This is a genomic window from Oculatella sp. LEGE 06141, assembly GCF_015207605.1.
Lineage (GTDB): Bacteria > Cyanobacteriota > Cyanobacteriia > Elainellales > Elainellaceae > Oculatella.
On sequence record NZ_JADEWO010000007.1, the window covers coordinates 100,232 to 117,458 of the forward strand.

Sequence of the window (17,227 nt, forward strand, 5' to 3'; positions counted from 1 at the left end):
TCTACTCTCTACTGCTTAGAGCCAATGGTTAAGAGCCGATCCAGTTCGTTTACCACGCCGCTCATTGACACCGAAGGCGGCAGAATGCGTGTAGCGATCGCCCCCAACCGTTGCCACATCAGTGGAATACTGTCATCACCCGCTGATTCCTGGGCATGAGATTGCCACAGCAAAATAGGAGGTTTAGGAGAAAGCTGCTCCAGTGGAGGCAGCGCGGATAGCGCCGATGGATGAGGAGCCGACTGCCCCAGGCAAATTAACAGCCCATCAACGCTCTGATGCTGCAACTGCTGTAACACCTCAGACCAGGAATAGCCAATGGAACTGCGTAAACCAGCGGCCTGCACATACTGGGCACAGGCTTGCAGCCATTCTGCCGTCTTGGCTGGGTAAGCGGTGGGCACCGAGGGATTCATTGCGATCGCCCAATCCGCCTGAATCATGCTGGCTTCAACGATCAAAACATGAGGCGACCAGCTCAACCCTGCTGCCACTTCCATGACCTGAAGCAACGCAGACGGATCGGGCTGAGTGCTGCTACCAGGAGGGGCAGACGTGCGTGCCAAACAGGGAAACACTGACAAACCGACCACCTGATTGGCAGCCTGAGTCGTTTCAGCCGTCAGGGTAACCAGCGGAACAGCGGCCAGGAAAGGATACTGGCTGAGTTGCTTCAGGTAACTCAGCGGATCGGCAAGGGTGCTATCAAATAAAACCAGGTCTGGCTTCCAGACTCGTGTCAGCAGGTCGGCTTGGTCAAGATCATCCACCTCTAACACCCGACAGCGATAGGGAAACAACACCTCATTTAAATCGGCAATGGGTGGAGAAAGCGCATCGGTTAACGGTTCCGGGCTTGCTACCCGCAGATGCAGCACCGTAATATTCAAAACAGCATCCAGCGGCTGGCCTGGTTCTGGTGGAGCGGTGAGCTGCTCCAGACAGAGCTGAAGCGCCTCAGCTTGGATGGGCAAACTTAAAAAGCCACTGGCTCCATTGCGAAGTGCCTGCACCTTTTCGACCGGGCTGGCCGTCACCAGGATGGGAATAGAGCAAGTGTCGTCATCGGTTTTCAGCAGGGTTAAAACATCCCAACCAGACAGCAGCGGCAATAGCGGATTCAGGAAAACCACTCCTGGCTGTAGCCGCCGAATTTTTTCAATCGCCTCTGTGCCTGAACGGGCGATCGCCACCCGATAGCCCAGCTCGGTTAAATGGCGAGTCAGCGCCTGACAAAAGGGCGGCACGGCTTCCGCCACGATCGCCAGCCGATTGCGGATCGGGGTGGACGTTGGCGGCATAAGATGAATGGTTTTAGCCTTGAACCTGGCAGACGTAGCGGGTGGGTGGGGCGGCAGTAGCAACGTAAAGTGGCTCCCTTCTCCCTCCACCGAGGTAAACGTTACATCCCCACCATGCAGCCACGCTAGCCGTTGGGTTAAAACCAGCCCCAGCCCTGTCCCTTCAAAATGCCGGGTGAGCGGATTGGCTAACGGCTCGCCCTTCTGGAAAATCAGGTGTTGCCGATCGGTTGGAATGCCAATGCCGGTATCCCAGACGGTAAAGGCTAACCAACCTTCCCAGGCTTCAACCGTCAGGCCAATCTTACCGCTGGGTTCTGTAAACTTGAGCGCATTGGACAACAGATTGACCAGCATTTGCCGCAGCCGCATTTCGTCGGCCATGAGCGTCTCTAGCCCGGGTTGGCGCTTGACGTGAAAGTCGATCGCCTGCCAACCTATTTTCTGAATCTGCCCCTCCGGATCTAGCGGCTGTAGCTGTAGTGCTTGGTGGTATGCCTGCTGACAAATGTCTTCAATTTGAACCGGTTCCAGCGTCAGCTCCATCTCCCCGGTTTCAATTCGAGTCAGGTCGAGAATATCATTAACAATCAGGACTAGATGGCGACCGCTCTGGTGAATCAGATCGGCATATCGCTTTTGGCGATCGTTCAATGCCCCTAATGTCTGCTCTCTTAGCAAACTGGACAGCCCTAAAATAGCGGTTAGCGGTGTTTTAAGCTCGTGGCTAATACAGGCCAAAAACTCGTCCTTGAGCCGATTAAGCTGCACCAAATCGGCATTCTTTGCCGCCAACTCTTTTGCCACCTGCTGTGGTTCAGTGGTGTCTTGCGCCACCACAAGCCACAGCGATTCTGTTTGGTCTACGGACTGGTCTACGGACTGATTCGCCATCGTCCAGGTTGGGTCGGCGCTAAACCCCAGCGTCGCCAGTTGAAAATGAGCCTGGGATGAGGCGGATTGGAGGCCACGCCTCACGGGTGATGACTGGGTTGGTAACGAAACAATAGCTTCCAGTGGAATTTTGACAAGTTGCCAGACGCGATCGGAGCCATTTTTCATGGGGCAAATGCACACACAGCTATCGGCATCTTGCCCCGGCTGGCACCACCCCAACGAAGTGGCTTCTGGCTCCAACATGGCGGGAGGCGGTAAAACGGATTGTAAGGCTGCTCCTGATACGCCATCGCGATCGCCCTCTCTAGCGGGCTGCGAATCAGGTTGAAACGTTGCAGGAGCCATTGTCCCCAGTAGCTGAGCTGCTTCCTGGCGAATTTGTACCGGATCTTGCATCTCGCCAACTTGCTGCCGCCATGCCAGGTTTTGGGCGATCGCCCGTCCTGAATGGGTTTGCAGCATAATCGGCAACGGCAAGCGTTCCAAAAGGGCAATCAGTGGTTCCAGGTGAAACGCAGCGGCAGCACTGGCCTGGTTCAGTTCGCCTGACGGCGCTACGCCATCTTGCCCCTCGGCAGGGTCGGGATGAGCTGCTAAAAACCGCAGCAGCCGCAGACGATTCAACAGGCCCAGAAATCCACCAGCGGCATCGACCACTGCCCACTGCTCCTGCTCAACCTGCCGCAAATAGGGATAAAACTGACTGAGTGTCCAATGGGCTGGCAACACCCCAACCGGATCAAGCAGCGGCTGCCCCATTTCGGTCGCCAGACACTTCAGCCGCTGTTGCAATCTGGGATCGGCAGTAGTGCTTCGACCTGAATCGATCGAGGCATGGTCTTCAAAGAGATAGAACAGTAATTTCTGCAACCCAATCATGCCAACTGGATGATGCGCGTCGTTCAACATCACAGCATGGTCGCTGCCCGTTTGCCGCAGCAATTCCAGCACTGTCGCCAAACTGGCAGTTTCAGTACAAACCGGAACTGGAGCAATAAATTCTCTTAAACAAAGGGCAGACATTCGGTGCGTAGTACGTAAAACAGCTAGACAGAACTCAATGGCAGGAGATGTCTACTGTCAATCTTGTTCACGGCTCACAGCCCATCAACCATTGCTCAGCCGTTATACCCGGTCGGAAACCCAACCCATTACTTAAGCGGCCTCTAAGCACCAACGCGATCGCCTCAGTAACCCCTCCAATGCTGCTTACTGACTGAACGATAAGCGGTTGCTTTCTATTTCTCTGACTCTAGCTTAATTATCGCTGCACGATTCCAAGGAAACAGCGTTTTCAACTACAATAAATGTTAATTATTCTAATGCTTATTAACACTCCTACAAAAATGGTAGTCCAGTTCTATCGTTTCGCGCGTCCATAAATTTTGCGTTCTCAACTGTCGCTTTGCTCGTTGGTTCAATCAGATGCATTAGCCCAGTCTCTCCGGCAGCATCTGAGAGACAAGCCATACGCTTGGGTGGAATGTACCTCCGAGCCTGAATTTCTCGATTTCGTGATGAAGGAAAAGCGGCAGATTGACTGCCTGCTGCTAGAGTACGACGCTGATTTGGTGTCTTTACTGAAGCAGCTTAAACAAAGTGCCGTTTTTCTGCCCGCCGCTATCCTGGATTCAGGCGCTCCGTCTGCGGCTAACCCCAACAGTGGGGCGAAGGCGGCGGCTCGTTCCGAGTCTGCTTTAACGGCTGCAACCCTTTATCATGGGGCAACGTTGCACTTACCTGCGATTCAGCTTGGTCAGATCGATCGCTTGATTCACAAAGCAATTGACGACTTTCTCAACCTGTCCCCCACCGACCCCGCCGAGGCGGTCGATCCACTCAAGGCATTAGCCACCCACAATTCTCTGATGCAACAGCAGCGGCGGTTGGCTGAGAAATTAGAGGAGAGACTGGGATATCTCGGTGTGTACTACAAGCGGAATCCACAAAACTTCTTTCGTCACCTGACTCAGTCTCAAAAACAGGAACTATTGAGACAGCTCAAGGCTGACTACCGAGACATTGTTCTGCACTATTTTTCAAATGATCCAAAGTTAAACGAACGGATCGATAATTTTGTCAACATGGCATTTTTTGCCGACATCTCGGTGCCTCAGCTCGTGGAAATTCATATGGAGTTAATTGACGAATTTGCGAAACAATTGAAGCTAGAGGGACGGAGTGATGAAGTTCTGTTGGACTATCGCCTCACATTAATCGATACGATCGCGCATCTGTGTGAGATGTATCGGCGATCGATTCCCAGGGAAACCTGACCTGTGGGTGTCTGTCACAGTGCGCCGCTTGAACTAACCTTAAGTACCAGAAAACTCATCGCGTCTGGTGGTAGAACAGCCATTAATCAAAATCCATGAGTCCTCTCAAAAAGACCTACATCCTAAAGCTTTATGTTGCTGGGAATACTCCAAACTCGGTGCGGGCACTTAAAACCCTGAACAACATCTTGGAAAAAGAGTTTCAGGGCGTTTATGCGCTCAAGGTAATCGATGTACTCAAAAATCCACAGCTAGCGGAAGAAGACAAGATTTTGGCTACGCCAACGTTGGCTAAAATTTTGCCACCGCCAGTGCGTAAAATCATTGGTGATTTGTCCGATCGCGAGAAGGTGCTAATCGGTCTGGATTTGCTCTATGACGAGCTACTCGAAGACGAAGCAGAGGGGTAAGCCTGATGCCAATCTGGTTAAAGTATTAAGCAGATGCCTTAGCTGAAGATATCGCTCTCTAGGAGGTGGCTCCTGCCCCCGGTTGGGCAAACCTGGTCGCGTACCGCTTCTTACTTAGTTAGGATTTTATTGCACAGTGTATGAAAATAGGTTGGCTTAACCTCCGGTGCTTGGAGAATGTCTGAGAAGGATGCAACAGTTTGCATTAGCCCCCTAAATCTCCTGCTCTGGGGGACGTTAAGACAGAATTGGCTCGGAAGTCCCCACACCGTGGGGATTGGGACGATTCGAGTTGGGCTTAATGCATCTCAGCCATGCTCTTGAATCCAAACGTGACTGAATACACTTCAAAAAATGGCGATCGCAGTTGTTAAGCCTGATCAATGAACGGCCTCCAACGAGCTGAGCAATTGCACCGTCTTTAATCTATACGCTTAATAACGCTACGAGAAACGTAATGACTCAAACGAATCAGACGGGACAACAAAGTGAATCTCGGTTGACGGGAGTGCAAAAGATTCGCACCATGATCGAAGGCTTTGACGACATCAGCAACGGTGGCTTGCCCATCGGTCGTACAACCCTGGTCAGTGGTACTTCTGGGACCGGGAAAACGCTATTTGCGGTGCAATTCCTCTACAACGGCATCGTCAATTTTGATGAAGCGGGCATTTTTGTCACCTTCGAAGAATCACCGGCTGACATTATCAAAAATGCGTTTAGCTTTGGGTGGGACTTACAACGCCTGATTGACGAGGGCAAGCTGTTTATTTTAGATGCTTCACCCGACCCGGAAGGGCAAGAGGTGGTGGGCAGTTTCGATCTGTCTGCCCTGATTGAGCGCATTCAGTACGCCATTCGTAAATATAAAGCCCGACGCGTGTCCATTGACTCAGTGACAGCGGTCTTTCAGCAGTATGATGCTGCCTCTGTAGTGCGGCGCGAGATCTTTCGCTTGGTTGCACGGCTGAAACAAGTGGGTGCCACGACGATTATGACAACGGAACGGGTGGAGGAGTATGGCCCCGTTGCTCGCTTTGGCGTTGAAGAATTTGTTTCAGATAATGTCGTTATTGTCCGCAATGCCCTGGAGGGCGAACGGCGACGGCGCACGATCGAAATTCTCAAGCTGCGGGGCACCACCCACATGAAAGGAGAATATCCGTTTACCATTACCAACCACGGCGTTAACATCTTTCCGCTGGGCGCAATGCGGTTAACGCAGCGATCGTCCAATGTGCGGGTGTCCTCTGGAGTCAAAACGCTGGATGAGATGTGTGGGGGCGGTTTCTTCAAAGATTCCATCATCCTGGCAACCGGAGCGACCGGAACCGGTAAAACGCTGCTCGTGAGCAAATTTTTGCAGGATGGTTGCCGCGTAAACGAACGCGCCTTGCTGTTTGCTTACGAAGAGTCGCGGGCGCAGCTCTCGCGCAACGCCTATTCCTGGGGCATTGATTTTGAGGAGCTAGAGCAGAAAGGCTTACTGAAGATTATCTGTGCTTACCCCGAATCTGCTGGCTTAGAAGACCACCTGCAAATCATCAAATCTGAAATTTCAGAATTCAAACCGTCTCGCATTGCGATCGACTCCCTATCGGCTCTGGCTAGAGGCGTGAGCAACAATGCCTTTCGTCAGTTTGTGATTGGGGTGACTGGTTTTGCCAAACAGGAAGAAATCACTGGCTTTTTTACCAACACCAGCGATCAGTTTATGGGGTCAAACTCCATCACCGACTCTCATATTTCTACAATTACCGACAGCATTTTGCTGTTGCAGTATGTGGAAATTCGAGGTGAAATGGCGCGTGCTATTAACGTCTTCAAAATGCGCGGCTCCTGGCACGACAAAGGCATCCGTGAATATACCATCAGCGAACAGGGGCCAGAGATTAAAGATTCCTTCCGCAACTTTGAAGGCATCATCAGCGGTTCACCCAGCCGCGTGGCAATGGACGAGAAAAGTGAACTGTCCCGGATTATGCGAGGCTTCCAGGAGTCAAACACAGACGAAGCGATCTAACGATCAGGCGCGTCTCCAGGCACAGACGGCTGGTCTGCGTTACTGAGCTGGGCCAGGATGGCTAACGGCAACGGCATCCGTGTCTACGGCTCGTGTTCCATCAACCTGGCTAACAATATGAACAATTTGGTCAAGCACTTTTTGGTCGGTTATCTGCCCCTGTAGGGCGATAACGCTACCCTGCTGCACCAGCGAGATGCTGTCGATGGTAGACGTGTTTGGGTCACTGTCCAGGGCGATCGCCACTCGTTTGACCAAACCGCCCGCGTCGTACTCGCCTTCTACACCCATGCACTCCGGTGGTGGCGGTGGGTTGTGCAGTCCCGCTTTCTCGCGCAAATCCTGGTCGTAGTTGCCAGTTAACCCCGGCCCCATTCCGGCTCCGCCTTTGTGAGACCCTTCAACGGCTGGATCTGCTGCAATTCTGTCTAGCCAACTCATCGTGTGTCATCCTCCCTATTGAGAACCGAAGCACCGCACTCCCCAACCGCCTGTCCGCGTGTCGAAGCTGTATCAGGCTTATTCCTGGATGAGACCCCCCTGTTGCCGCACAATTTCCTCCGCTTTATGGACGTCGGGTTCTGTCCCTTCGATCGCCAACAGGTACTTATGAGAGAGGCGGGTGCGGTCTGGGTCTTGCCTGGAAGCAGGAGCATTTAGCCCGGAGAATCCACCTAGAGCCGCGCCTGCCGCTGCACCCACCCCACTGGCCAGCAGCATTACCCCAATGAAGAAGCCCGATGGCTGCATAAAGGAGGCAGGCGTTAACCCGGGAAAGTCTTGTCCAGCAAGGCTAAGCAGCAGTCCAGCCATTGCTCCTAAAAGTGTGCCAGCGATCGCCCCACCACCAGCACTTCTACCAGACTGAGTTTGGTTAGAGGAGGGGTTAGGGTCGATCGCCTGTGTCGTTAAAGAGAGATGATCTGGTGAAAACCCTGCCGATTGCAGTTGGGTTTGGGCGGCTTCTGCGGCTTGTTGTGAGTCGAAGCTACCGACTGCGCGTCGATATTGAGTTGACCCTTGATATGTCATACGGCTCGTTCTCCAAAGCGGAGCAATTTGGTCCTATTTATTCACTTGATCGTGACTAGTTTGGGGCAGACAAATCCTCATACTAAAGCGACAAAGATATAAGGAAGGTCTATGCCGTTGGGGTGAACGAATGAGGCAAGAGAAACGTTTTACAGGGCAGATGAGCCAGTTTGGGACTGGCAATTACTAATTTTCATCCAGGGTTTCCTGAATGTGGAGCCGATCGCTGTCAAAGATAGACAGGGAATTAGAACCATAAGGAACGTTCATGGGTGATTTTTGTCTGCTGGCGGCCAGCCTCATCGCGCAGGAAAAACTGTCGGGCTGGCAAACTGCTGTGCCGCGATCGGCTCCCTCTGAAGTTTCAGGTACGCTAGAAACCCACGAACCACCCTGCGCTACTGTGGTGAAGCACTCGATCGCCACCGTTGAAGTTCATCAGCCAGAATTTAGTCGCTCCAAGCAAACCGTTCCTTCTAAACTGCGGAACGCTGGAGCGGCTCGCAGTAGCCAGCCGAACCTTCACCCGTCTAATGACGCACCCTCCGATGACCGCCCCACCCAGGAAGCGCCGTCCAGCCCACTCACTGCCGTACCGCATCCAGAAGTAGACCCGCCAAGGCCACAACCTGCGATAGAGAGAGTGCCGCCAACCGTTCCAGGCGTTCCTGCACCGTTGCCATCCCCACCACTGCTCCCCAATGAGCCAGCCTCCGAAACGTCGGTGGTGTTGCCGCCAGTCTATCCGCGTCAGCACAGCGGTGGCCCCACCACCGGAAGCCAGCTCTATCATCAGCGCTGGGCGGCCTTGCAAGCCGGACGGCTGTACACTCGCCTGCCTGCTAATAGCTATCGAGATCGTTGGATTGATGCCGCCGACCAGCCCACCTATCAGCAATGGCAGCAGTTGCTGGCGCAAGAAGCCAGCGTAATGGCAAGCGCACAAGGTTCCAACCGTCTCACCGTGTTGTTGGGCGATTCTTTGAGCCTGTGGCTGCCCATTGAACAGTTGCCGAGCGATCGCTTCTGGCTTAACCAGGGTATTTCAGGAGATACTACCACGGGCGTGCTGCGTCGTTTGTCTGCCTTTGCCGACACCACTCCCGACTCGATCCATGTCATGATTGGCATCAATGATTTGCGTCAGGGCATCAGCGATGAAGCGATGCTCAACAATATGCGTCAAATTATGCGCCAACTGCGCCAGAGCCATCCCAATACCCAGGTGTTGATGTACTCCATTTTGCCCACCCGGCTGGTTGCCATTCCGGCAGAACGGATTCGATCGCTCAACCACCAGATCGCCAGCATGGCTCAACAGGAACGGGTAGACTTTTTTGATTTGCAAACCTATTTTACCGACTCCCAGGGCAACTTGCGGCAAGACTTAACCACCGACGGGCTTCACCTCAACCCAAACGGGTACGCGGTTTGGCAATGGGCGATGCAACTTAATTCTTGATGGAACTGGCAATGAACCTGGCTAAATGGACGGTGCTGCAATCCAAATTGGCGTTCCATCATCGCTGGTACACCGTTCGCCAAGACACGGTGGAGCTGCCGAATGGAACCGTTATTGATGACTACTTTTTGAGCATTCGACCGGATGTGGCCTTGGTTTTTCCAATCACCTCCAGCCAGGACATTGTGTTTGTGCGCCAGTATCGGCATGGAGCAGGCGAAATCTTGCTAGAGCTGCCAGCGGGCACGTTTGACCCGAACCAGGAAAGCGCCGAAGCTGCTGCGCTACGCGAACTCCAGGAAGAAACAGGCTATACTGCCGATCGCCTCATTCCCCTGGCGGTGCTTTACGATAATCCAGTGAAAGAAACCAACAAAATCCACTTATTTCTGGCCGAAAATGCCTTTAAGGTAAACGAGCAGCAGTTGGATATGACTGAGGAGATTGAAATTGTCCTGATTCCAGCAGCAGCGGCGATCGCCCAGGTGATGAACGGCACCGTTAGCGTGTCTGGCAGCGTTGCCGCTACGTTTTTGGGGTTGAACTACCTGGCAACTCAAGCCGCTCTGTAGCCGTGGGTGCAGCGGAGCAGGCCAGCCGTGCCCGTTGGTGCCTCCTTGGTGTCCGGTCGGCTCTAACCGCACCAGATCTCGTGATTTTTCGTTTAAGACTGGCAACATGGGCTGTCTTCCCTTGGTCATTCCGGGAGAGGAGTGCCAAGATCAAGGAAGCATCCAAACTGCCCGACCCTGTATGTCAGATCTGCAACTTTCGATCGCTCAGCATTACCACGAGCGAACTAAGTACGATCCAAAAACGATCGCCAACAAAACCCATGAACCCGACTGGAATCATCCACCTGCTCCCTTCAAGGAGTATAAGCTAGGGACTGCCTTTGACCTCAAACCTTACCTCACCAGCAAGTTTGAGGGCAAAGACGACACCAACCTGGATTGGCAACGGCTCTCACGCTTGCTGTTTTGCAGCTACGGCTTAACCGTGAGGATGTTGACGCAGAATGGCGATCCTATCTACCTGAGAGCATCTCCATCTGCCGGAGGGCTTTATCCGGCTGAAGTCTATTTAATTTCGAGGGGCACACCGCTGTTGCCGGCAGGGCTATATCACTACCAGCCCCAGGCTCATGCGCTACTGCGCTTTTGGGATGATGAGGTGTGGTCGGCTTTACAAAGCGCCTGCTTCTGGCACCCCAGCCTCGATCATACGCAACTGGCGATCGCCACCACTGCCATATTCTTCCGCTCGGCCTGGCGCTACCAAGACCGGGCATACCGTCGAATTTTTCTAGATACCGGGCATTTGCTGGGCAATATTGAATTAGCCTGTGCTATCAGCGATTATCGTCCCCACTTGATTGGGGGCTTTGTTGATACGGCTCTCAACAAACTGCTTTATCTTGACTCTACCCAGGAAGGGTCGATCGCCGTAGTGGCACTGGCCGACCTGCTCGACATTCAGCAAAATTTGCCGCTGGCACCCACTGCTTTACCCTCCAGTACCCGCACCAGCTATCCCTCGTTAGCCGATGGCGAACTGCTGGCCTATTTGCACGCATCAACCCACATTGAGGTGGTCAACGAATCTGCCTCAATTCAGGATTTGCTCAAGCAAGAAATTGTTGCGTCAACCGCTCAACCGTTAGAAGACAAATACAACTTTCCCTTTTGCCTCAAAGTGTCGATGGCAACGGCTGAGATTAATTGGGGCGAAAATCTGATTGGCTTGGAGAACACCATCCTCAAACGCCGCTCGACTCGTGCCTATAGTGGAGCCAATCTCGCGTTAGATGAACTCAAGGCCCTGCTCGACTTCACCTATCAGCCGCAACACTACATTGACCAGGGGCTTGACCCCACTCCAGATTACTTTGATCTCAATTTGATTGAAACGTTTATTGCCGTCTCTGGGGTGGATGGGTTGGAAGAAGGATGTTATTATTACGCTCCTAGGGCACAAGAACTGCGACAAATTCGGTTCAAGAATTTTCGTCGTGAGTTGCATCGGCTCTGTTTGGGTCAAAATTTGGGTCGTGACGCTGGAGCCGTACTGTTTCATACGGCAGACTTACAGCAAGCCGTGATGCAATATGGCGATCGAGTCTACCGTTACCTGCACATGGATGCAGGGCATTTAGGACAACGGCTGAATCTGGCAGCCATCCACCTGGGTCTAGGTGTGAGTGGCATTGCTGGATTTTATGATGATGAAGTGAACGAAGTGCTAGGTATCCCTACCGACGAAGCCGTTTTGTATATCACAACTCTGGGGCGACCCAGAAAGTGATAGCAGTGATATTGGTTTCTACCCCAACGGACAGCATGGTAGATTCACACCCGTTACGTTTATCGAGTTGTTGACGCTGTTAGTACGAGTCATCATGAGGCGATCGAGTTCTCCTCGTTATCCCGCGCTGAAACCGCAGCCCCCGGTTCAACGTTCTCCCGAACGCGTTTATTTTCAACGCACGGTGATTGGGCTATACCTATCTGTCGTGGTGGCATTGGGTATTATTGTGATTCTTTTTTTCTCGGGTCGGTTAATCGTGGCTGGCGTGCCGTCATCCATCATTTTGCACTTCCTACAGGATGGCAGCGCCCGCAGAGCTTACTTTGGCAGCAACAACGAAGTCGTCCACGAGCGCATCATTCAGATGGGGGTGGTGCGACGGCTCAAGGACTTTTACCGCCCTCAATTTACAGATGAAGCCAGGTTAGATCTGCATGTTCACCAAATTCTCTATGACCGCACGGATTACATCGACGAGCGGTATGAAGTGAACGAGCGCGGTCGGTTGATGCTGACGAAACCGGGGCGATCCTTAATGCGACGATGACCCAATTTTGTTGGGCGCAACGCTGCTAAGGCTCGTTTGAGCCGCAAAGGCTTCAATTAACCGTAAGTAGTCATCCCCCATTACGTCTGCAACATCGTTGTGTCCGGCTCCGGGTGCCAGGTGAAGCTGTTTGGGTGAAGGGGTGGCCTCATAAAGTGCTTCGCTCATGGTATGGGGCACGTCCACATCTTGCGTGCCGTGAATAAACAGCACGGGCAGTTGCAGCGATCGCACTTTGCGAATCGAGTCAAACCGTTGATGCAGCAGCACATCAGCCGGAAACAGCCGATACAGCTTCACCCGATTGACCATGTCGCGGATGGATGTAAACGAGCTTTGTACAATCAATCCAGCCGCGTTTGGGGCTTTTAGCGCCAGGTCTATGGCGATCGCACCGCCCAGGGAATGCCCGTAGATTAAGATTCGCTCTGCTGGAATCTGGCGATCGCGGGTTAAGTAAGTCCAGGCGGCTTCGGCATCCTGATAAACCGCCTGTTCGCTCGGAAAGCGGCCTTCACTTTGCCCGTAGCCTCGATAATCAATCAACAGCACCGAGAAGCCCATCTGGTGAAATCGACTGGCATGGTAAGCATTGGCACCAATATTGACTCCATTGCCGTGCAGGTATAGCACCACACCCGCCTCTGGCTGCGCGGGAATCCACCAACCGTGCAACCGTTCAACGCGATCGCCGCTGGATATGGGTAGCCAAACATCCTCATAGGCCAGGCTGAGGTCGGCAGGCGTGGTGGTAATTGCCGCAGAAGGAAAGAAAATGAGGCGCGTCTGGCGCAGAAACAGCAGCAGACAAATCCCAAAATAAGCGATCGCCCCCACTCCAATAACAGTGAGCGGCAATTTTGTAACCAGCGCACTTCTTAGCATTGTGATGAGTTGCCGTTCGTATCGTTCGTCAGATCATAACCCGCAAGCCAAACCAGCTTAGCCCATCAGAATTTACCGCAATGGTGGTTTCTGGTGGTGCCACGAGGTAGCTTGCTCGTAGGCGTAAGCTGCTTCAAACAGCAAGTCTTCTCGTAAAACATTGGCAATCATCTGGATGCCAATGGGCAGCCCCTTGTCATCAAACCCACAGGGCAAGCTGATGGCAGGCAACCCCGCCAGGTTGGCCGGAATCGTCATCAGGTCGAGCAGGTACATGCTCAACGGGTCGTCTGCATTCGCTCCCGCTTTGAATGCTGTGGTTGGGCTGGTTGGGCACACCAAAATATCCACCTGAGCAAAGGCCCGCTCAAAATCCTGCTTAATTAACGTCCGTACTTTTTGCGCTTTGAGGTAGTAGGCATCGTAATAGCCAGCCGACAGCGCATAGGTGCCAATCATAATTCGACGCTTCACCTCTGCCCCAAAGCCAGCAGCGCGGGTTTGGGTATACATTGCCAGCAGATTGTCTGGATCGTCGGTGCGGAAACCGTAGCGCACGCCATCGTAGCGTGCCAAATTGGCAGATGCTTCCGATGGCGCGATGATGTAATAGGTTGGCACTCCATAGCGAAACTGAGGGCACGACACGACTTGAATTTCAGCACCCAGTTCCTGTAGCTGTTCGATCGCCTTGGTAACGGTGGCTTCTACCTGCGGATTTAACCCTTCTCCAAAGGTTTCCTTAATCACGCCTATTGTCAGTTTTTTGCGCGGCTTTAAGTCGGGCTTCAGCTTGCTGACATAGTTTGGAATCGCTACGTCAAGGCTGGTGGAATCTTTGGGATCGTGCCCTGCGATCGCCCCCAACAGGATTGCCGCATCTTCAACCGATCGACCAAACGGGCCAATTTGATCCAACGATGACGCAAACGCCACCAGGCCATAGCGCGACACCAGACCATAGGTGGGCTTCATCCCCACCACGCCGCATAAAGAGGCGGGCTGCCGGATGGAGCCACCCGTATCGGAACCGAGGGCAACCACACATTCTTCAGCCGCCACTGCCGCCGCCGAACCGCCACTAGAGCCACCGGGCACCCGTTCCAAATCCCAGGGGTTTGCCGTGAGATGAAAGGCAGAATTTTCGGTAGAGCCGCCCATCGCAAACTCATCCAGATTGGTTTTGCCCACCGTCACCGCTCCGGCCTCAAGCAGTCGCTGAGTCACGGTCGATTCATAAGGGGGCACAAAATTTTCTAACATGCGAGAGCCGCAGGTGGTTGGAATTCCCTGGGTACACAGATTGTCTTTAATGCCGATGGGAATTCCGGCTAACATGCCAATTGCTTCGCCCGCCGCAATTTTGGCATCAACCTGTTGCGCCTGCTCTAACGCCCGCTCGGCGGTGACATGCAAAAAGCTGTGCAGTTTCGGCTCCAACGCCTGAATTCGCTCCAAGGTTTCCTGTGCAATTTCCACAGCAGAGCGTTCTTTGTTAATGAGCTGGCGGTGCAACTCGCGAATGGATGCCATTCAATCACCTCTTAATGGTCTAGAACAGTACGGGATGAAACGTTGAGCCGATCGCTGCAACTCACCGTTAGCGCTGGCCACTGCGACGAATCAGCGTGATGGCGGTAGCGCTGGACTCGCTTCCTCAAACAGTCGAGTCTAAGTCTCACTACTCTAGTAGATTTTTTAGCGCATTAGATCAAGACTAACGGGGCTGTTTGAAACAGATTAAAAGTCTCCTGTTAGGGGGGAGCATTCGGCAGATTGCCCTTAAATAAACTCAAACGGATTGCCGAAATGCCATACCTTACGGGGTAAGGCTACAACTGAGACGTTTAAAGCATCCCAACGAGCGATCGCAAGATTAAGACCTGGCCTATTTTCATCTGGCGATAGACGAGCGATCGCCTGGAGAATTCTTTAGCCGATCTGGCGGTCTATCGCGTGGTCTATCGCAAGGAGGAAGTTTTACTTTGTTTGCGGAATTGTCAAAAGTGCTGCGGTAGTCTTGAATTGCAAATAGCCAGTTCCCTTTATGTAAATAATCTTAACCTGTGAATCAATTTGGTCTAAGCTACAACTGGCGTGTTTGTTCTGGACGGCATTTCCAGGTTGCCCGTGTGTGCTGCAAACTACGGTAGGCTGTGGAACGTCAAATGAAAAAAGACTCATTGACCGGATAAAGCACCTATTGCATTCACATCATCGGCTGAAGCGGAAGTGTCCCGCTCTACAGATTCAAACCGCTGATTCATGGTTAATTTTAGTTGCGTTTGCTGGACTAAACAGACAGAACTATGATTTTGCTATTCCAGGTGTGAGAGGAGTGTCCATGCTTCGATTCCTTTATTGGCTAGTGGCTCCGGTGGGCGCTATCGGCGTTTTAGTAGGATTAGCGGCACTCCGTCCTCCTTTGGCCCACACTCCGGTGATTGAAACGATCGGTGCAGCGCTGCCGGAACCGCCCGAATCCGAATCGCTACAGCAGCTTTACCAGATGCGCGATCGCCTCCACGACCAAATGAAAGAGTCGTCGGGAACGTTAGTAGCCGCTGCCAGTAATACCTTTTCGTTTCCCAACCCGCTGCAACTGTTGCAGGCACTCGAAATTCGTATCCTGATTGAAGAAACGGCTCAGGAGAACTGGAACAAAGCAATGCGGTCAGCGGTTGAAGCCGATTTGCTCGACAGAAAAGCCAATCCATCGTTGGGCGCAGCCAAAGCGAGCTACACGGCCTGGAAGCAAGCGGTTCAATTCCTGCAAGAAGTGCCCGACAAGTCGCTGTTGGGGGAACAAGCTGCCCAAAAACTTCAGGAATATAGACCCAGACTCGCCGCCGCCGCTTACAAATATGACACGGCTCGCTCTGGTTACCTGAAGCCCATTGCCGAAAAAACGGGGTTGCCCCTGTCGCAAGTTAAACTGACGGTTTGCCATTCCTCTGGCGAGTGCCGACGGCTCAATGGTAATCAGAAGCTAGCCAGCCCCGCCAGCCTGATTAAAATGCCAGTGGCGATCGCGTTTATGGACAAAGCGATCGCCAAGAACATCAATCTCAACACCAAAATTGTAGTGAGTCCAGACAACTACACCGAGGATGCCTCCGACGTTTGGATCGGCAGCGAATATTCGCTGCGACACATTCTTATTCGCATGATTAATCAAAGCAGCAACATTGCCACCAACCAGCTTATTGATTACGTTGGCAAAGATTACATCAACCAGGTCATGCGCCAGCGGGGCTACAAGGTAACGTTGATTGACATGAAGCTGGTTGGTGAAGCGATCCAGCCCGCGAATCTTGGCTCTATTCCCAATGAAACGACCACCGATGAGCTAACGGAAATGATGCGGCAAATCTACACGCATCAGCATCCGGGAGATGAAGTGCTAATGGAAGCCCTGTCGAGCCAGTACGATACTGTGTTGGGGTATGAAGGCTTAAAACCCACTAAAGCGATCTGGCTGGGTGAAAAAACGGGGCAAAACTCAGACGTGTTGGGGACAACGCTTGCCTTTCGCGTTAATGAGGAAACCTATGTGATGTCGGTTGCGCTCGATTTTAGCGGGAACGAATTCGCGGTTCGCCAGGTAATTCGGGATGTTGCCAACCACATTGCAAATCAAGGACTGTGAATAACCTGGAGCGGATTGAATCCCTGAAAGCGGGATTGATAGGAGCGATCGCCACGGCGCTAGTTTATACGAGCTGTTTGGTTGGGCATTCCCTGCTGCCGCAGCTCAATTCGGCCTTGCTCAGCGTTCCAGCACGGCTGATGAGCTGGACGGGGATACTCAGTTTTGCCAATGCGGTATTCGCTGGTTTTTTGTTTGGAGTTACCTATCGGTATGTCATTCGAGCCGATCAAAACTCGCATCTTAAATCGGGGGCGGTACTGGCGTTTGGGTTAGTGCGCGGCTTAGCTCAGGTTGATATGGGCGTTGCGGTGCAAGACAGCCCCCTGACGCTCATCGTTTTGGCCGCAGAAAGTGTCGTCTTATTTGCGATCGCCCGTCTGGTGTTAGATTGGGCACTTCAGCAAGGATGGGTTAAACCGTTCCACTCGTCTTGAA

Annotated in this window: 14 protein-coding genes; 9 read left to right on the top strand and 5 right to left on the bottom strand. The window is 52.7% G+C overall.

Annotated elements, in window-relative coordinates; translation table 11 throughout:
• Nucleotides 1-8 precede the first annotated feature (8 nt).
• The gene (locus IQ268_RS07355) at nt 9-3,221 is read right to left on the bottom strand and encodes a hybrid sensor histidine kinase/response regulator (RefSeq protein WP_193877049.1); all 3,213 of its coding nucleotides are present in this window, start codon (nt 3,219-3,221) and stop codon (nt 9-11) included.
• Between the two features lie 362 nt (nt 3,222-3,583).
• On the opposite strand from IQ268_RS07355, the gene IQ268_RS07360 reads away from it, so the two are divergent.
• From IQ268_RS07360 to kaiC, 3 genes are all read left to right on the top strand, one after another.
• Nucleotides 3,584-4,474, top strand: a complete 891-nt coding sequence (locus tag IQ268_RS07360) for a circadian clock protein KaiA (RefSeq protein WP_193877050.1) — start codon at nt 3,584-3,586, stop codon at nt 4,472-4,474.
• Between the two features lie 95 nt (nt 4,475-4,569).
• Nucleotides 4,570-4,884 (top strand): circadian clock protein KaiB, encoded by a 315-nt coding sequence (kaiB, locus tag IQ268_RS07365; RefSeq protein ID WP_193877051.1) that lies wholly within the window; start codon nt 4,570-4,572, stop codon nt 4,882-4,884.
• Nucleotides 4,885-5,341: 457 nt separating this feature from the next.
• On the top strand, nt 5,342-6,907 hold the full coding sequence (gene kaiC / locus IQ268_RS07370) for a circadian clock protein KaiC (RefSeq protein WP_193877052.1): 1,566 nt from the start codon (nt 5,342-5,344) through the stop codon (nt 6,905-6,907).
• Nucleotides 6,908-6,946: 39 nt separating this feature from the next.
• On the opposite strand, the gene IQ268_RS07375 is transcribed toward kaiC, so the two are convergent.
• Nucleotides 6,947-7,348: a BON domain-containing protein gene (locus IQ268_RS07375; RefSeq protein WP_193877054.1), complete on the bottom strand. Its 402-nt coding sequence runs from the start codon at nt 7,346-7,348 to the stop codon at nt 6,947-6,949.
• Between the two features lie 78 nt (nt 7,349-7,426).
• Entirely contained in the window at nt 7,427-7,939 is a 513-nt protein-coding gene (locus tag IQ268_RS07380; protein WP_193877056.1) for a hypothetical protein, read from the bottom strand.
• A 268-nt stretch (nt 7,940-8,207) separates the two neighbouring features.
• Between IQ268_RS07380 and IQ268_RS07385 the strand changes: the two genes are divergently transcribed.
• From IQ268_RS07385 to IQ268_RS07400, 4 genes are all read left to right on the top strand, one after another.
• A complete protein-coding gene (locus tag IQ268_RS07385; protein ID WP_193877058.1) occupies nt 8,208-9,401 on the top strand; it encodes a GDSL-type esterase/lipase family protein in 1,194 nt (397 codons plus the stop codon).
• A gap of 11 nt (nt 9,402-9,412) precedes the next feature.
• Nucleotides 9,413-9,973 carry an NUDIX hydrolase gene (locus IQ268_RS07390; RefSeq protein ID WP_193877060.1) on the top strand — a complete coding sequence of 187 codons (561 nt, stop codon included), beginning with the start codon at nt 9,413-9,415 and terminating at the stop codon, nt 9,971-9,973.
• 181 nt (nt 9,974-10,154) lie between these two features.
• Nucleotides 10,155-11,705, top strand: a complete 1,551-nt coding sequence (locus IQ268_RS07395) for a SagB/ThcOx family dehydrogenase (protein ID WP_193877230.1) — start codon at nt 10,155-10,157, stop codon at nt 11,703-11,705.
• Nucleotides 11,706-11,775: 70 nt separating this feature from the next.
• Nucleotides 11,776-12,255: a hypothetical protein gene (locus tag IQ268_RS07400; protein WP_193877062.1), complete on the top strand. Its 480-nt coding sequence runs from the start codon at nt 11,776-11,778 to the stop codon at nt 12,253-12,255.
• Here IQ268_RS07400 and IQ268_RS07405 read toward each other — a convergent pair.
• Both IQ268_RS07405 and gatA read right to left on the bottom strand, forming a co-directional pair.
• Nucleotides 12,241-13,140, bottom strand: coding sequence for an alpha/beta hydrolase (locus IQ268_RS07405; protein ID WP_193877064.1), 900 nt, complete (start codon nt 13,138-13,140; stop codon nt 12,241-12,243). The two genes, IQ268_RS07400 and IQ268_RS07405, sit on opposite strands and share 15 nt — an antisense overlap.
• Nucleotides 13,141-13,212: 72 nt before the next feature.
• Entirely contained in the window at nt 13,213-14,673 is a 1,461-nt protein-coding gene (gene gatA / locus IQ268_RS07410) for an Asp-tRNA(Asn)/Glu-tRNA(Gln) amidotransferase subunit GatA (RefSeq protein WP_193877066.1), read from the bottom strand.
• Nucleotides 14,674-15,484: 811 nt separating this feature from the next.
• Between gatA and IQ268_RS07415 the strand changes: the two genes are divergently transcribed.
• Together IQ268_RS07415 and IQ268_RS07420 are read left to right on the top strand one after the other, a co-directional pair.
• Nucleotides 15,485-16,789: a serine hydrolase gene (locus IQ268_RS07415; protein WP_193877068.1), complete on the top strand. Its 1,305-nt coding sequence runs from the start codon at nt 15,485-15,487 to the stop codon at nt 16,787-16,789.
• The gene (locus tag IQ268_RS07420) at nt 16,786-17,226 is read left to right on the top strand and encodes a hypothetical protein (protein ID WP_193877070.1); all 441 of its coding nucleotides are present in this window, start codon (nt 16,786-16,788) and stop codon (nt 17,224-17,226) included. Before IQ268_RS07415 ends, IQ268_RS07420 begins: the two co-directional genes overlap by 4 nt.
• The last annotated feature ends 1 nt before the right edge of the window (nt 17,227 follow it).